Here is a 15,507-nt window from a genome sequence, read left to right as displayed (position 1 = left end):
TTCTATTATTTCCAGCATAACTCCTCTACACTCTTGCTCATGCAAACCGCCGCCTCGACCGCCCCCCAAGCCCCCAGCAGCTTCGCTTCCCTGCGTGATCTGTTGATCGAACGCCAAGCCAACCTGCCTAAGCGTCTCGCCCAGGTGGCGAAGTTCACGCTCGACCGGCCGGATGAAATGGCTCTGGGCACGATCGCGGAACTGGCCGCCGCCGCAGGGGTGCAGCCATCCGCCCTGGTCCGCTTTGCCCAGACCTTCGGCTATTCAGGCTTTTCGGAGCTTCAACAAGTGTTGCGGGCACGCTTACGGGAACGTTGGCCCGATTATCAGGAACGGCTGGCCAAGGTTCAGGATGAAACCGGCCAGGGCGCTGATTCCACCCCGGTGCTGACACGGCTGATTGAAATCTCCGTGCATTCTCTCACAAGACTGACCAGCAGCGTGACCCCTGCGGCCTTTGACCACGCCGTCACAACTCTGGCCGGCGCACGAATGATTTATCTGCTAGCGCAACGACGCGCGTTTCCGGTTTCGGCATATCTTTCCTATATGTTCGGAAATCTCGGAATGCCGCACCTGCTGCTCGACAATGTCGGCGGAATGATCGACGTGCAGGCCAGCAGCGCCGGGCCGCAGGATGCGTTGCTGGCCATTACCTTCACACCCTACGCCCCCGCCACCGTGCAAATCGCCACCAAGGCGGCAGACAGGGGCGTGCCGATTGTGGCCATTACGGATTCCGCATTCTCACCCATTGCCAGCGTCTCGCAAGCCTGGCTGGAAGTGGTGGAGGCTGATCTGGGAGCTTTTCGTACACTTTCAGGCACCATGGGACTGGCCATGTCTCTGGCCATCGCAACCGCGGAACGCCGCCGCGCGCTGGAAGCTGCCTGATCCGACCCTGACCGCAAGGCTTCGGGCAAACAGATAAATTCGTTGACCGTTCAGGCTTTCCAAACCATTACATTACAAGAAATTTTCCATTAAGAGATACAAACCAAGTCTCATCTGGGAAACCGGGTAAAACCAGGAGAAAACGCTCATGGCCACCACGTTGGATGTCACGCTCAGCAATACGCTGATCGACAGCTTAACGCAGGGGGGAGATACCGCGTCCTCAGTCTATGCGGTTTATTTTGACAGCGCTTCCACCGTCGGCACCTGGACCACGCTGCTTGCCAACGGCACGGTGAATAACGGCGCCTCCGTGACCATATCCTCCTCGTTGGGAGGAGAGAGCATTCCCATCACATTGCCCGATACAATGGTCAGCGGCAAAGTGTATATTCTGGTCCAGAGCGAGGCGAATGGCAGCAGCACCACATCATTGCCCAGCATTATCAGCACCCAAAGCGATATTAACGCCACCAATGCCGCGACCTATGATTTTGGGTATGATTCCGCCGAGTTGAATCTAAGCGGTACCGCAACGGATGCGGGTAACCTGACCTCAGTGGTTGAATACGGGCTGACCATGGGCATGGGGGTGACCTATGCCAACGGCTCAAGCGCCTCGGTTGGTTATAATATCAGCGGTGACAGCCTGATCAGCCAGCTCAGCACCGCCGGCGGCACCATCACCACTTACACATCGGGGCCACTAGCCAACTCCATCTCCAGCGTGGAGCCACCCACCTCCGCCAGCAACTGGGACTCTTACGTCGCCGCTGTCAGTTCTCTCTCAGGCAGCATCGAGATCTCTGGTTTTTTCAATGGCGCCACTGACGCCAATAACGTTTATCATAATGCCGGTTATTTTGCGTACACGGTCAACTGGGCGTCCGGCACCAATGGCGGCACATTCTGGTTAGACCCCGTATCCAGCAGCCAAATTCGCGGCACCATCGAGATCAGCGCCACGGACCTTGAAAACAGCATTTACCAGACCAACGGAAACGCAACGATCTGGGAAAACGGCACAATCTATACCTCCATCAATACCGGCGCAAACGACCAATGGGGAACGGTGCTGCGGCAAATGGTCGTTGGTTTCAATGCCGGTTATTACGGCACCTCCGGCACGCCGGTGAACAATCAGATCACCGCATCCAGCGTTAATCTGAACGACAGCTATAACTGGGATCCCACTTACGGTTTTGGCCAGCATTTAACTGGCACAGTGGTGAGCGGTTACACTTATAATGGTTACGCAGCGGTCATAGGCAATAACTCCAACTCCTACGGCTACGGCTATTCCGACGCCCAAACCGCTGCCTATACTGCTGGCGGACCGCTCCTTTCTTTGGCGGAACCAGGGACCAGCACTGATGTCTCGACGATTGGCCTGACCGTTTTTGGCGCGAGTGATACCCCAACCGGCTACACCACCCCCACGATCAACAATGTTGTGGTGCCTGCCAGCGGGACTTATGCATCGGACACGGTGATCGGCAACGCATCGATCGCATTGGATTTTGTAACTGGCGGCGGCAAAAATCCAGGCGTGGTGCTAAACCCGGACGCCACCATCGTGCTCGGCATCATGACCTCGGATGGCCTCGGTACGCCAACCTTCACCAATGTCACGCTGGACGGCGCCAGCAACGGCGGCCTCTGGCATGTTTGGGACATTAGCAAAACCACCACGAACGGCACAATCTCCTTCGAGGCAACGGCCGCGGGCACGGCCGGGGCCACCGGGCAACTGACAATCAGCGGCCTGCCCATTGCCGCGGACACCGGCAACAGCGCGGTCTCCTGGTACAAGGTCACGGAAGAGCTAAGCGGTGCCAGTAAAACCTACAATCTGTATCTGACCTCGAACTATGTCTCCTCAACCACGATCAGTAGCTATACGGGCGCCAGCATCAACGCCCCCACTCTCATTAATACAAGTGTCAACGCCTCGGTCGAAAGCGGAACAATCACCGGCACCATCACCAATGCGACACTGGCGGGCGGCTCCGGCGGCACCTGGACTGTATTGGGCGGCACTATCAGCTCCGTCGAGGTCAATGGCGTCATAATCAACGATGTCACGCTCAGCAGCGGCACCTCAGCCACTACCGGCCTGATCGACGGTTCCCTCTATAATTTCACGATCGATAACCAGACCGTGAATGGCGGCACACTGACCGACGGCACGATCTCCGGCTCTTCATTGGATGGCTTCTCCTTGTCTTCGGGCAGCATCACGACTGGAACTGTCACGGCAGGAATGATTGTTACCAATGGCTCGACTCAGATTACCGGCGGCACAACCGTCTCAAGCAGCTCAATCGTCGGTGCGACGCTGACGGATGTGACCTTGACAGGCGGTATCGTGACAGGCGCCTCCGTCAACAGCGGCGATATTTCAATTTCTTCCTTGCCTGGCTCTGATGTTTCATACGGCACCGCCACCAGCCAGGTGCTGATTGAAAACCCCAGCTATACCAACCAGTCAAACGCTGCCGGGATTGATGGGCTGGGCACAGTGAACGGTGAAAGTGGCACAACGGCGCCGCAATATACGAGCTATCTGACCTATAACATGGCCGGCTCTGACGGCATGGCCAGCAACCCCGCCCTGATGGTTGAGAATGTCGCTTCAAGCGGCCTGTCGAGCGCGGCTGTGCTAACAGCTCCCGTGGCGGGAACGATAATGAACGGTACGTTCTCCGCGCTGGCGGGCCAGACCAGCCTAGTCTCCAATACCATTACATCCTCTGCGGAAAATCTGGCCTTTGCCTGGACAGGCGAAAACAGCACGACAACCAGCGTAGCGTCCTGGATTTCCAGCAACACCAATCTGGTGAATGGCGAGGATTTTGTTGTCATTACAATTTCCAGCAACAACACGGTGGTAACCACCACAACCGCTACGGCCAACATCGACGGTGAATGGCAAACCAATACGTCGCTCAACCTAAATCCCGGTACCTACAATATCACGATGCAGGATTATCAGGCCGTCACGAATACCAGTGCCGGCACGGTCAGCCTTGGGGCTCAATTAAGCCAGCAAAGTAACGTGCTGACACTGATAGAAACCGGCACACCCTGCTTTTGCCCCGGCACTCGCATTTTGACTGATACGGGCGCGATGCGTGTTGAAACATTGCGGATCGGCGACCGGGTCAAGACGCTTTCTGGCGTGTTCAGACCTATTAAATGGATTGGTAAACGCAGCTATCTGGGTGCCTTCGCGGCGGTCAACCGTAATGTCTGGCCCATCCGCATTAGCGCCGGAGCCCTGGGCGAGAACATGCCGGAACGCGACCTTTATGTGTCGCCAGAACACGCCATGTATCTCGACCGGCGGCTGGTTCAGGCGAAACATCTGGTCAATGGCCGCAATGTCGCCGTCGTGGAAGGGCGGGAACGGATCGACTATTTCCATGTCGAACTCGAAACCCACGATATCATCTTCGCGGAGGGGACCGCGACTGAAAGCTTCGTTGATTGCGGCAACCGGAGCATGTTCCACAACGCAGAGGAATTCTCGACACTTTACCCGCAAGATAGGCGCGCACAATGGGCGTTCTGCGCCCCCATGCTTGAAGGTGGACGCCGCCTTACCGCCATTCAACGGCGCATTTTGGCGCGTGCGCCGCAAGCCGTTATGTCTCCCATGGCTGAAATGCATGGCGTGATCGACGACGCCTCTTTGGTTGGAGTTCGAGGCTGGGCCTGGATTAGAGGTGACAGCCAGACGCCCGTGGAGCTGGAGATACTAGATAACGGCGCGCTCATCGGCACGGTTCTGGCCAATGAATTCCGCGCGGATCTGGCTGAAGCGGGAATTGGCAACGGCTGGCACGGCTTCCATCTGCCTTTCGCCCGCCCGCTGGAGGCACATCTGCCCCATGCCATCACGGTCCGCGCTAAAAGCAACGGCATGCTGCTTTCCAGCGCGCCCTCGCGTATCATGCCCGTCACTGGCGCGGATGAGGCCGCCTTACACAGCTTGCAGGCCCAATTACGCATTGCCACCTCCCGGGCTGGCAATGCGGCCCAGACGCAGAACCTGCTCGCCATGCTGACAGAGGAAACAGAGCAGACCAAGCAACGCCATGCCAGCCTGCTGGCACAAGCCGGCCCCATGCGTAAACAGCGCGGCCAGACCTCCAGACAACCAGCCCGGCGCGCTTTGGTGATTGACGACGCCTGGCCACGCCCAGACCGCAATGCGGGCGCACAGGCCATTGTCTCGCACATGCGGGCTTTGCAGAAGCTCGGCTGGCATGTGTCTTTCATCGCGAAAACCGGCGCCATGACAGATTCAGCCGCCATCGCCCAGCCGGAAGCGCTTGACATTACCTGCCTGACCTCTCCCGCAATTACCTCGATCGAAGAAGCGCTGGCCCGTCAGGCCGGGCAGTTCGAGTTGATTTATCTGCACCGCATCTCCGTGGCGGCTCCTTATATTGCTCTGGCCGGTCATTATCAGCCGCGCGCTAAAATTCTCTATAGCGTCGCGGACCTACACCATTTGCGTCTGGCACGGCAGGCCAAGGTACAAAACAGGCCGGAGGTCAGCCGCGCGGCACGGCATATGCGCCAGCAGGAACTAGCGGCAATGGCACAGGCCAGCGCCGTCATCACCCATTCCAACGCCGAGGCCGCCTTTCTGGCCCAAGCTGGGCTTAATGAACACTTGATCCATGTGGCGCCCTGGGGGGTGCGGGTGCAATCGAAGGCAGCCCCGGCGCGCGGCAGGTCCGGACTAATCTTTGTTGGACATTTTGCGCATGAACCAAATCTTGACGGGCTGATCTGGCTGGTGGAACAGGTCATGCCACTTGTCCAGGCAGAGCAGCCCGGTATTCAACTCACTGTGGTGGGAGCAGGCATTCCGTCCGGCATCACCGCGCGTTTGAAGGATCGCGGCGTAGATTTGCGCGGCTATGTCGCGGATCTTGACCCGCTCTATACCCAAGCCCGACTGGCCGTGGCGCCGCTACGGTTCGGCGCTGGCATCAAAGGGAAAGTACTTGAGGCGTGGGCATACGGGGTGCCTTGCGTGATGAGCCCAGTTGCGGCGGAAGGGCTGCCCTGTACGCCCGTTCTGGCTGAGGCCATCGGCGGAGAAGCCCGCTCATTCGCGGATAAAATTCTGGCCCTTTACAACAATACCCCGCAAAGCGCTGTTCATGTGACCGAGGGCCGTGCCTTGTTGCGCGAGCATTTCTCGCAGAAAGCTGTTATCATGGCGCTTTCACGCGCCTTACAGCCCGTGGAGACCGTGCACCCCCTGTTGCCGGACACGAACCGGTCTGGCAGAATTTTTTAACCCCGCCTTGGGGTTTAAGGAGGAGTTATCATGGATATGAGCATGAACAAGTCGCGCCGTTTTGTACGTGGCACGGCCATCGGTAGCGCGCTGGTTGCTTCCCTGGCCTTGGCGGGTTGCGCTGTACCGACTCCAACCGGGCCGACCGTTCTTGTCACGCCCGGCAAGAAAGTAACGCCAGCCGAATTCCAGCAGCAGGATGCCTATTGCCGCCAGATCGCCAGCCAGAACCTGAACAGCGCGGCCCAGCAGGCCAAGAGCTCCGCCACCACCAAGGCGGTTGGCGGCACCGTGATCGGCACCGCGGCAGGAGCGTTGCTGGGGGCAGCAGCGGGCAATGCAGGCATGGGCGCGGCCATTGGCGCTGGGTCCGGCTTGTTGCTGGGCGGCGGCGCCGCTGCTCTGGGAAGCAACAAGTCTGAACAAAACATGCAACAGCAATATAATATCAATTATGTGCAGTGCATGACCAGCTACGGCAACGTTTACCACGGCTCATAAAGCTCTGAATCATCCGCCCAAGCCTGACATTTCATCCTCAGACTTGGGCGCTTCCCCTGCTAAACTTCTGTATGGCGACGCCTGACGATTTTAGCATCACTGCAAATTAGCGGGAATCAGGGCCGGTTATCCCGGCTGAGACTCTAGTGCCGCAGGAGCCGGGCCACCGGTCGCCCAATCCAAAAGTTCAACGATATGCACCACCGGCACCCCCGTATGCTGGCTGATCTGCACCGCGCAGCCGATATTGCCGGTGGCGATCACATCCGGGCTCAAGTTGGCCAAGGTCTCCGCTTTGCGGGTGCCGAGCTGGGTGGCAATCTCAGGCTGGAAAATATTGTAGGTACCTGCTGACCCACAGCAGAGATGCGCGTCCATCGGCAAACGCACATTAAATCCAGCCGCGCGCAGCAAATTCTGCGGCCCGGTGGTGAGTTTCTGCCCGTGCTGGATGGAACAAGGCGGATGATACGCAACAGTAAGCGTCTTATGTCCTGCGCGTTCCGGCAGGCCCGCGGCTTCCAGAACTTCGCTTATGTCCTTGGCGAGCGCGGAAACTTTCGCGGCCTTGTCAGCATAGGTCGGATCGTCCCGCAGCATGTAGCCGTAATCCTTGACAGTGGTGCCACAGCCGGATGCGGTGATGACAATGGCTTCAAGGCCCTTTTCAATCTCACGCGTCCAGGCTTCCACATTGCGGCGGACTGATTGAAGTGCCGCTTTCTCCTTGCCCATATGATGCGTTAACGCGCCGCAACATTCCTCACCCGCCGCGAAGCTGACCTGATAGCCGCACCGCTCCAGCAGCCGCACCGTGGCGGCGCGGATCTCTGGGCGTAGCACCGGCTCGGCACAGCCTTGCATTAGCACCACCCGCCCGCGTTCTCCTGATGCGTTGGCCGTGGTCACCGCGGCCTTGGGGGGCAGAGTGGCGGGCGCCAGCTTCAGCATGGCAGCAGCGGCGCGCAGGGGCTTCACCCCTTGCAGAAGTGGCGCGACAGGTTGCGCCAGACGCGCCACTTTCAGGGCTGCGCGGAAGCGTTCAGGCTTCGGCAAGATCGCCGCTACGGTGGCGCGCAAAACCCGCTCAGGCCAGGGGCGGCGGTAACGTGTCTCGATATAAGCACGCGCATGGTCCACCAAATGCATATAGTTTACGCCGGAGGGACACGTGGTCATGCAGGAGAGGCAAGAGAGGCAACGATCGATATGCTTCACTACCTCCTCACTCGGGGTGCGCTCATTCTCCAGCATGTCCTTGATGAGGTAGATGCGCCCGCGCGGGGAATCCAGCTCATTGCCCAACAGCGTGTAGGTCGGGCAAGTGGCGGTGCAGAAGCCACAATGGACACATTTGCGGATAACGGCCTCAGAGGCCGCCATATTCGGGTCCGCAAGCTGGGCGGGAGTGAAATCAGTCTGCATTTGGTTCGTCCAAGAAGCGGTTGGTCTCGAACACCCCCAGAGGGTCGAAGGCGCGGCGCACACGGCGGGACAGCGCTTCAATACCGGGCGATTGCGGGTGCAGCGCGGGGATGCGGGCGCGTAAATTAGCCGATGCCCGGAACAAGGCTGCGTGACCGCCTGCCTCCGCCGCCTGTTTGCGTATTTCCGCATCATGGCCCGCGAGGCTCAGCCAAACCAAACCGCCCGCCCAATCCGCGAGGTAACGCCCGCCTAGGGCACATAAGGGCGCGATGGCTGCAAACGCCTGACGCGGCGGCAGACTGAGGCGCCAAAGGGGCAAATCCCGCGGTAAAGCTCCACCGGCTTGCAGGCTGGCCCAGAGCGTTGCCGCATCAGCTTCATGCAAGGCTTCGGGCGGGCCATGCTGCGCCAGTGCGGCGATGAGATGCGCCTTGCGCGCGGCAATGGAGGGGCCGAAGCCATCCAGACGGATAAGCGTATATTCGCCTGGGCGATGCGCGGCCGCCGCGACATCAGCGGGTTGACGCAAGGCTTCACGCATCAATGCGAAAGCCGCTTCGTCCTCCAGCCCGTGCCAGAGCAAGGTTAGGCGCTCAGGCGGGCACGGCAGGACTTTCAACGTCACTTCCGTCAACACCGCCAACCGCCCCCAGGAACCGCAGAGCAATTTTGGCAGGTCGTAGCCGGTGACATTCTTCACCACCTTGGCCCCAGCCCGGAATGCTTCGCCCCGGCCGGAAACAGCCTCGAACCCCAAGAGATGATCGCGCACGCTTCCGGCCGACACTCGACGCGGGCCCGCCACGCCCGCCGCGATTACGCCGCCAATGGTGGATGTCGCATCACCCCAGGGTTCAAACGCAAAAGCCTGGCCACGTGCCGCCACAACCTCGTTCAACTCAGCCAATGGCGTACCGGCGCGGGCCGTGACCACCAGCTCCGCCGGGTCATATTCCAGGATGCCGGAAAGTGCCCGCAGGCTGAGATGATCCGCCATGCGCTCAGGCGCGCCGAAATCAACGCGAGTGCCGCCGCCAATAATTTCCAGCTTGCCCCCACTTGTCAGGGCGTCGGAGACAATGCCACAGATCTCATCGGTATTTTGTGGTTGATGCTGGGCCATGGCTTAGAAACGCGGCAATTCAGGAAACGGCAACTGACCGCGATGCACATGCATGCGCCCAAGCTCGGCGCAGCGATGCAGGCTGGGGAACACCTTGCCGGGGTTGAGCAGCAATTCAGGGTCAAACGCGCATTTCAACCGTTGCTGCTGACGTAAATCACCTTCAGAAAACATATCCGGCATCAGATCCCGTTTCTCCACCCCTACCCCATGTTCACCGGTGAGCACGCCACCCACCTCCACACAAAGGCGCAGAATGTCAGCGCCGAAATCCTCGGCACGTTCTAACTCGCCGGGCTTATTGGCATCGTAGAGAATCAACGGGTGTAAATTGCCATCTCCTGCGTGGAACACATTGGCCACGCCGAGGCCATAGTGCGCGGACAGCTCATTCATACGCTGCAGCACACGCGGCAATTTGCCGCGCGGGATTGTGCCGTCCATACAGTAATAATCTGGCGAAAGCCGCCCCACCGCCGGGAAGGCCGCCTTACGCCCGGCCCAGAAGGCAAGACGCTCCGCCTCATCCCGCGAGGCGCGCAACGTGACCGCGCCATTTTTGCGGGCAATGGCCTCAACTTCTCCGATGAGATGATCGCACTCCGCCCCTGGACCGTCCAGCTCAACGATGAGCAGCGCCTCGACATCCAGCGGGTAGCCAACTTTCACGAAGGCTTCAGCCGCGTGAATGGCGGGCCTGTCCATCATCTCCATCCCCGCCGGAATGATGCCCGCCGCGATGGTATCCGCCACGCATTGTCCTGCTGATTCCACAGTAGGAAAACCGATGAGCAAGGCGCGCGCGGTCTCGGGCTTGGGCAAAATCCGCACGGTGACTTCTGTTACCACGCCCAGCAGCCCCTCGGATCCGACAATAATCCCCAGCAGGTCCAGCCCCGGCGCATCCAGCGCCTTGCCACCGATACGCAGAATCTCGCCCTCCATCGTCACAAACTCCACGCCGAGGACATTATTGGTGGTGAGGCCGTATTTCAGGCAGTGCACCCCGCCGGAATTTTCCGCGACATTGCCGCCGATGGAACATGCAATCTGGCTAGACGGGTCAGGGGCGTAATAAAACCCCTCCCCCTCCACAGCCTTGGTGATGGCAAGGTTGGTCACGCCCGGCTGCACCACGGCCAGCCGGTCCTCATAATCAACTTCCAGCACACGGTTGAACTTGCCCATTCCGAGCAAAACGGCATCCGCCAAAGGCAGCGCCCCGCCGGAGAGCGAGGTGCCGGACCCGCGCGGCACCACCTTAACGTTGTTTTTGTGGCAATACGCCAAAATCGTCGCCACCTGCTCCACCGTTTCAGGCAACACCACCACCATTGGCGGCTGGCGATAAGCGGTGAGGCCGTCTGACTCAAAAGGCCGCAGTTCATGCGGCTGATCGATAACACCTTCACCCGGCACGATCCGGCGCAGGGTGGTTATAATTTCATCCCGCCGGGCGAGCACCCTCTGGTCCGGCAGGGGCATTTTCAAGGACATTCCAACGTCTCCAAAGCCAAGGCTAAGCGGTGTGACTGACGCCCGCCAAAGCCTCCATACGCGCCTTGTCAGCTCTCAGTTCATCAGCAGAGCCATCATATACCATTTCGCCATCGGAAAGCACATAAGCACGGTCGGCAAGTTGCAGCGCCAGCATGGCGTTTTGCTCCACCAACAGCACGGACATGCCCTCTTTCTTCATGCGGGCAATGGTGCGCATCACCTCCTGCACGATCACCGGGGCAAGCCCTTGCGAAGGTTCGTCTAGGATCAGCAGCTTCGGGTTCAGCAGCAGGGCGCGGGCGATCGCCAGCATCTCCTGCTCGCCGCCGGAAAGACGCCCGCCTTTGCTGGTGCGGCGTTCATACAAGCGGGGAAACAGCTCGTAGATCGTCTCGATCGTCCACGGGCCGCTGGTATCAGGCGGGACCTGCAGATTTTCATGCACGGTCATGTGGCCGAAAATCTTACGCCCCTCCGGCACATACCCCACTCCGGACACGGCGATTTTATGCGGCGAGGCGCGGGTGAGATCCTTGCCAAACAGCTTCACACTGCCGGATTTTGGAGGGGTCAGGCTCATGACGCTGCGCATGGTGGTGGTTTTACCCGCCCCGTTACGCCCTAGAAGGGCAACCAACTCGCCCTCCTCCACCTTCAGTGAAACACCATGCAGAATATGGCTCTTTCCATAGTAGGTATGGAGGCCTTCAACATTGAGAACAGCGCTCATACGGCAGTCTCCTCAAGCGCGTTACCAAGATAAGCGGACTGAACACGCGGATTGGCTGAGATTTCAGCCGCAGTGCCTTCCGCCAGCATGGTGCCGTTATCAAGCACGGTGATCTTATCTGCGATCCCGAAGACGATCGCCATATCATGCTCCACGAACAGGATGGTGATGCCCTGCTCCTTGTTCAGGCGGCGGATCAGGTCAGTCATGTGATGAGTTTCCTGGTCTCCCATACCAGCCGTGGGTTCATCCAGCAGCAGAAGCTTGGGATGCCGGGAGAGAGCAATACCCACCTCCACCACGCGCTGATCCCCGTGTGACATCTCCCCCACAATGCGGTCGAGCTTCGGGGTGATGCGGATGATGTCCGCCAACTCCTCCACCTTGGCTTCCACCTGGGCACGTGTTGCGCGTGAGATCCAGGGGCGGAGCTGCAACCCCATCGCTGTTTCCACCGCAACGCGCAGATTTTCATAAACCGTGAGCGAGAGGAAAACCTGCGTGATCTGGAAGGTCCGGATGATACCGCGCCTGACCAACGCGTTGGGGCTGACGGCCGTAATGGGCTGGCCGGCAAAGCTGATGGACCCTTCAGTGGGCGGGAAGAACCCGCTGATTAGATTGAACAGCGTGGTTTTGCCTGCCCCGTTGGGACCGATAACCGCACGCAACTCACCCTGCTCGACTGAGATCGAGATATCCTTCAACGCCTGCAAGGCGCCGAAGCGGCGGCCGACATTGTCCAGCTTCAGGAAGCTCATTAGCGTCCCCTCCCCTTAATGAAGCCGAGCAGCCCTTGCGGGAAGAACAGCACCGCGAGCACGAAGATAAGTCCGATGAAGCTCATCCAGTTCTGCGTGACGCTGGAGAGATAATCCTGCGCAACAATGAAGATCACCGCCCCCAGAAACGGTCCCCAGAAGCTGCGCATCCCCCCCAGCACGCAAATCACCACGAAAGACCCGGAAAGCTGCCAGCCGAGGTTATCAGGCGAGGCAAAGCCCGTGAGCAGCGCGTTCAGTGTGCCTGCCAACGCCACAATAAAAGTGGAGATGGCAAAGGCCACCCAGATTTGCTTATCCACCGCGACGCCCAGAAAACGCAGACGGGTTGTGTTTTCACGCACCGCCACAAAGCTGTGGCCCAGCGGTGAGCGCAAAATCTGCCAGATAATCGCCATCACCAGTGCAAACAGCACCAGCACCAGATAATAGAACCGCTCCGGGCCAAGCTTGATGGCCTCGCCGCCAATATGCAGCGGCACGCGGGAGAAGCCGGTCAGGCCGTCCTCACCGCCGGTTAGGCTGTTCCAGCGGACCGCGATGAAATAGAACATCTGGCCAAATGCAATGGTGATCATGGCGAAATAGATGCCCTTGCGCTTCATAGCCATCGGGCCGACGAGAATGCCGGCAATGCCACCCAGCACCGTGCCGCCAAGAATGGCCAGGGGCACGGAGGGCGCGATGTGGATAAGACAGAGCCCCGCGCCATACGCCCCCAACCCGAAATAGGCCGCATGGCCAAAGGACAGGCCGCCCGTATAGCCCAGCAACAAGTTCAGCCCGGAGGCGGCAATGGCGTAGATCAAAGCGCGTGTGGCCAGATCCGTATAGCCACCAATCATAGGCAGCCAGAACGGCACAAACAGCAGCACAACCCAGATGACCATGGCGGCGACAACACGGCCGCCGGATTTTCGGTTCAAGGCAAGCTTGGCGTCAATTGAAGTGCTCATTCAAACAATCCTTCTTGACCCAGCAGGCCGCGAGGCCGGATGACCAGCACAATCGCCATGATCACATAAATCACGACCTCCTGTGCGACAGGGAAAAACGCGGCGGTGATGCCAGAAGCAATGCCGATGATCAGCCCGCCAAGCACACTGCCGACCAAGCTGCCCACACCGCCCACAATGATCGCCACGAAAGACGGCATGATCAGCGAAGACCCGATGGAGGGCGACAGACCCAACTGCCCCGCCGCCAGAATGCCCGCCACACCGGCCAGGAAGATGCCAATGCCGAAATTCGCCGCGCGCAAGAAGAAGATGTTCACGCCCATGGCAGAAATCGTCTCAAGATCAGCATTGCCAGCGCGGATACGGATGCCGATGCGGCTGTAACGCAATACCGCGAACAAAGCTCCGGTGACCACAATGGTGATCAGGATCAGTACCACGCGATAACCGGTGAGAAAGAAGAACGTGTTGCTCAAGGGCGCATTAAGATAGCCCGGCAAAACAAACGGCCGCCCAACAGCGCCCCAGATGGTGCGGATCAGATCTTCCATAATCATTGCCAGACCAAATGTCAGCAACAATGAGAAAAGCGGGTCACGGCCATAAAGCGGCCGGATCAGCACACGCTCAACCGCGAGCCCTAGGATAACGGTTAAGAGCGGCGCGACAATAAGACTTCCCCAAAACCCGACATAAGGCTCAATGGTGAAAGCGATATAACCGCCCAATGCCATGAACGTGCCATGGGCAAAATTGATGACGCCATTCAACCCGAGGATCAGCGACAACCCCAGCGCCATGAGCGCATAGAAAATGCCGACAACCAACCCGTTGAACACGCTGTATAAAAGCAGGGATTCCACGGTTTTTCTTCACTTTTCTTGAGCGCTCACAGCGCTGGTTTACGATAGGACCGTGCGATACGGATGGAGCTGGCAATGGCTTCGCCACGGCCAGCTCCATCCGTTGGAGCAAACAGATCAGCTCGGATAGGCCATCTTACAACCTGCCTCTTCCGGCGATTTAGCGATGTCACCGCCCGGAATTGTCTGGGATACGTCAAAGAGGTTCGGGTAAGATGCATCCTTGGGCACATAGCCAGGGAACATATTGGCAATCATCTGGTGATCTTGCGCCCGGTAATAGCACTTGCCCGGCTGCAGCGCGACTTCAGGCGGCAGCTCCAGTCCTTCCAACGCGCGCACTACCTTCAAGGCATCAAGCGACTTCGCCTGATTGGCGGCAAGCGCCAGCGCATGAGCGGTGGCGTAGCCGAACCAAGACCGCGCCGTCGGCACCTTGTTATTGTAGCGCGACTTGTAAGCCTTCACGAAATCCGCGACATGCGGCACGTTGGGCTGGTTCCAATACCACTCAAACGTCCACCAGCCAAGCAAGGCGGCAGGCGGCAGAGCCTCCAGAACTTCCATCTCCTGCATTGCGCCAGCGACGGTCATCTGCGTATTCATGCCGAACTGTACCGTCTGCTTCAGCAGATTCACGAGATCGTCACCCGCCTGCAAACAGATCAGCACGTCAGGTTTCGCGGCGCGCGCCTGGATCAGGTAAGAGGAGAAGTCCGTAGTGCCTAGCGGCGCCAGCGCATTGCCCAATGCCGTGCCACCCGCCTTGGTAAGCTGCGCGACATAGTCAGTGTAGAGCGCGTGGCCAAACGCATAATCCGGCGTGATAAAAAACCACTTCTTGCCGAATTTTTTGAACAACGGCTCAAAATCGCCTGCCGTGAGCATCCAGGTTGTGGAGCAGGTGCGGAAGGTGTTCCAGGTGCATTTCTTGCCGGTGATCGCATCAGCGTGTCCGCCCGAATCAACAAAAACCAGATCATGCTGATTGGCAAACTGGCTGAGAGACCCCGAAACGGCGGAACTCACCGACCCCATCAGGAAATTCACCTTGTCCTGATTGACCAGCTTTTGTGCCTTACTAACCGCCGGGCCCGGCAGACCTTGCGAGTCCTCAACAAGAAGCTGCACGGGGCGGCCGAGAATACCGCCTTTCTTGTTAATTTCATCAACGGCCATAGTGGCGCCGCGAATCTGGTTGCCGCCCAACGCGGCATAAGTGCCGGTACGGGGGTCTATGTTGCCGATTTTAACCGTTTTTTCACTTTGCGCCCAGCTCACTTCCGGCATGGCTAGGCTGGAAACCCCTGCAGCTGCCCCCGCGCGCAAAAGGTTCCGTCGATTCAGGGACGCGGTATTCTTGAAAACCATAAGGTTCGTCCTCCATTTTTCTGCAAGCCATTGTTA

Annotated in this window: 11 protein-coding genes; 3 read left to right on the top strand and 8 right to left on the bottom strand. The window is 58.9% G+C overall.

Going from position 1 to position 15,507, the window contains the following annotated elements; translation table 11 throughout:
* Positions 1 to 39: 39 nt before the first annotated feature.
* The 3 genes from BUB54_RS00630 to BUB54_RS00620 all read left to right on the top strand — a co-directional run bounded on the left by BUB54_RS00630 (position 40) and on the right by BUB54_RS00620 (position 6,715).
* A complete protein-coding gene (locus BUB54_RS00630) occupies positions 40 to 894 on the top strand; it encodes a MurR/RpiR family transcriptional regulator (RefSeq protein ID WP_048879242.1) in 855 nt (284 codons plus the stop codon).
* Between the two features lie 148 nt (positions 895 to 1,042).
* Positions 1,043 to 6,214 carry a Hint domain-containing protein gene (locus BUB54_RS00625; RefSeq protein ID WP_048879243.1) on the top strand — a complete coding sequence of 1,724 codons (5,172 nt, stop codon included), beginning with the start codon at positions 1,043 to 1,045 and terminating at the stop codon, positions 6,212 to 6,214.
* 30 nt (positions 6,215 to 6,244) lie between these two features.
* Positions 6,245 to 6,715, top strand: a complete 471-nt coding sequence (locus BUB54_RS00620) for a YMGG-like glycine zipper-containing protein (RefSeq protein WP_052948383.1) — start codon at positions 6,245 to 6,247, stop codon at positions 6,713 to 6,715.
* Positions 6,716 to 6,841: 126 nt separating this feature from the next.
* Here the strand turns inward: BUB54_RS00620 and glcF are convergent, their stop codons facing one another.
* The 8 genes from glcF to BUB54_RS00580 all read right to left on the bottom strand — a co-directional run bounded on the left by glcF (position 6,842) and on the right by BUB54_RS00580 (position 15,471).
* A complete protein-coding gene (gene glcF, locus BUB54_RS00615) occupies positions 6,842 to 8,140 on the bottom strand; it encodes a glycolate oxidase subunit GlcF (protein WP_048879244.1) in 1,299 nt (432 codons plus the stop codon).
* Positions 8,130 to 9,266 carry a glycolate oxidase subunit GlcE gene (glcE, locus tag BUB54_RS00610; RefSeq protein ID WP_048879245.1) on the bottom strand — a complete coding sequence of 379 codons (1,137 nt, stop codon included), beginning with the start codon at positions 9,264 to 9,266 and terminating at the stop codon, positions 8,130 to 8,132. Before glcE ends, glcF begins: the two co-directional genes overlap by 11 nt.
* A 3-nt stretch (positions 9,267 to 9,269) precedes the next feature.
* Positions 9,270 to 10,763: an FAD-linked oxidase C-terminal domain-containing protein gene (locus tag BUB54_RS00605; RefSeq protein WP_048879246.1), complete on the bottom strand. Its 1,494-nt coding sequence runs from the start codon at positions 10,761 to 10,763 to the stop codon at positions 9,270 to 9,272.
* Positions 10,764 to 10,785: 22 nt separating this feature from the next.
* Positions 10,786 to 11,496 (bottom strand): ABC transporter ATP-binding protein, encoded by a 711-nt coding sequence (locus BUB54_RS00600; protein WP_048879247.1) that lies wholly within the window; start codon positions 11,494 to 11,496, stop codon positions 10,786 to 10,788.
* Positions 11,493 to 12,257, bottom strand: a complete 765-nt coding sequence (locus tag BUB54_RS00595) for an ABC transporter ATP-binding protein (RefSeq protein WP_048879248.1) — start codon at positions 12,255 to 12,257, stop codon at positions 11,493 to 11,495. Before BUB54_RS00595 ends, BUB54_RS00600 begins: the two co-directional genes overlap by 4 nt.
* On the bottom strand, positions 12,257 to 13,234 hold the full coding sequence (locus BUB54_RS00590) for a branched-chain amino acid ABC transporter permease (RefSeq protein WP_048879249.1): 978 nt from the start codon (positions 13,232 to 13,234) through the stop codon (positions 12,257 to 12,259). The genes BUB54_RS00595 and BUB54_RS00590 overlap by 1 nt, the downstream gene beginning before the upstream one ends.
* On the bottom strand, positions 13,231 to 14,100 hold the full coding sequence (locus tag BUB54_RS00585) for a branched-chain amino acid ABC transporter permease (RefSeq protein WP_048879250.1): 870 nt from the start codon (positions 14,098 to 14,100) through the stop codon (positions 13,231 to 13,233). The genes BUB54_RS00590 and BUB54_RS00585 overlap by 4 nt, the downstream gene beginning before the upstream one ends.
* Before the next feature lie 117 nt (positions 14,101 to 14,217).
* Complete coding sequence (locus BUB54_RS00580) at positions 14,218 to 15,471, bottom strand: ABC transporter substrate-binding protein (protein ID WP_048879251.1); 1,254 nt, start codon at positions 15,469 to 15,471, stop codon at positions 14,218 to 14,220.
* Positions 15,472 to 15,507: the final 36 nt, after the last annotated feature.

It is taken from the genome of Acidocella aminolytica 101 = DSM 11237 (assembly GCF_900129125.1).
GTDB classification, from domain to species: Bacteria; Pseudomonadota; Alphaproteobacteria; order Acetobacterales; family Acetobacteraceae; genus Acidocella; species Acidocella aminolytica.
The sequence above is the reverse complement of the archived record's forward strand: the minus strand, read 5'-3'. Positions and strand labels throughout refer to the sequence as shown.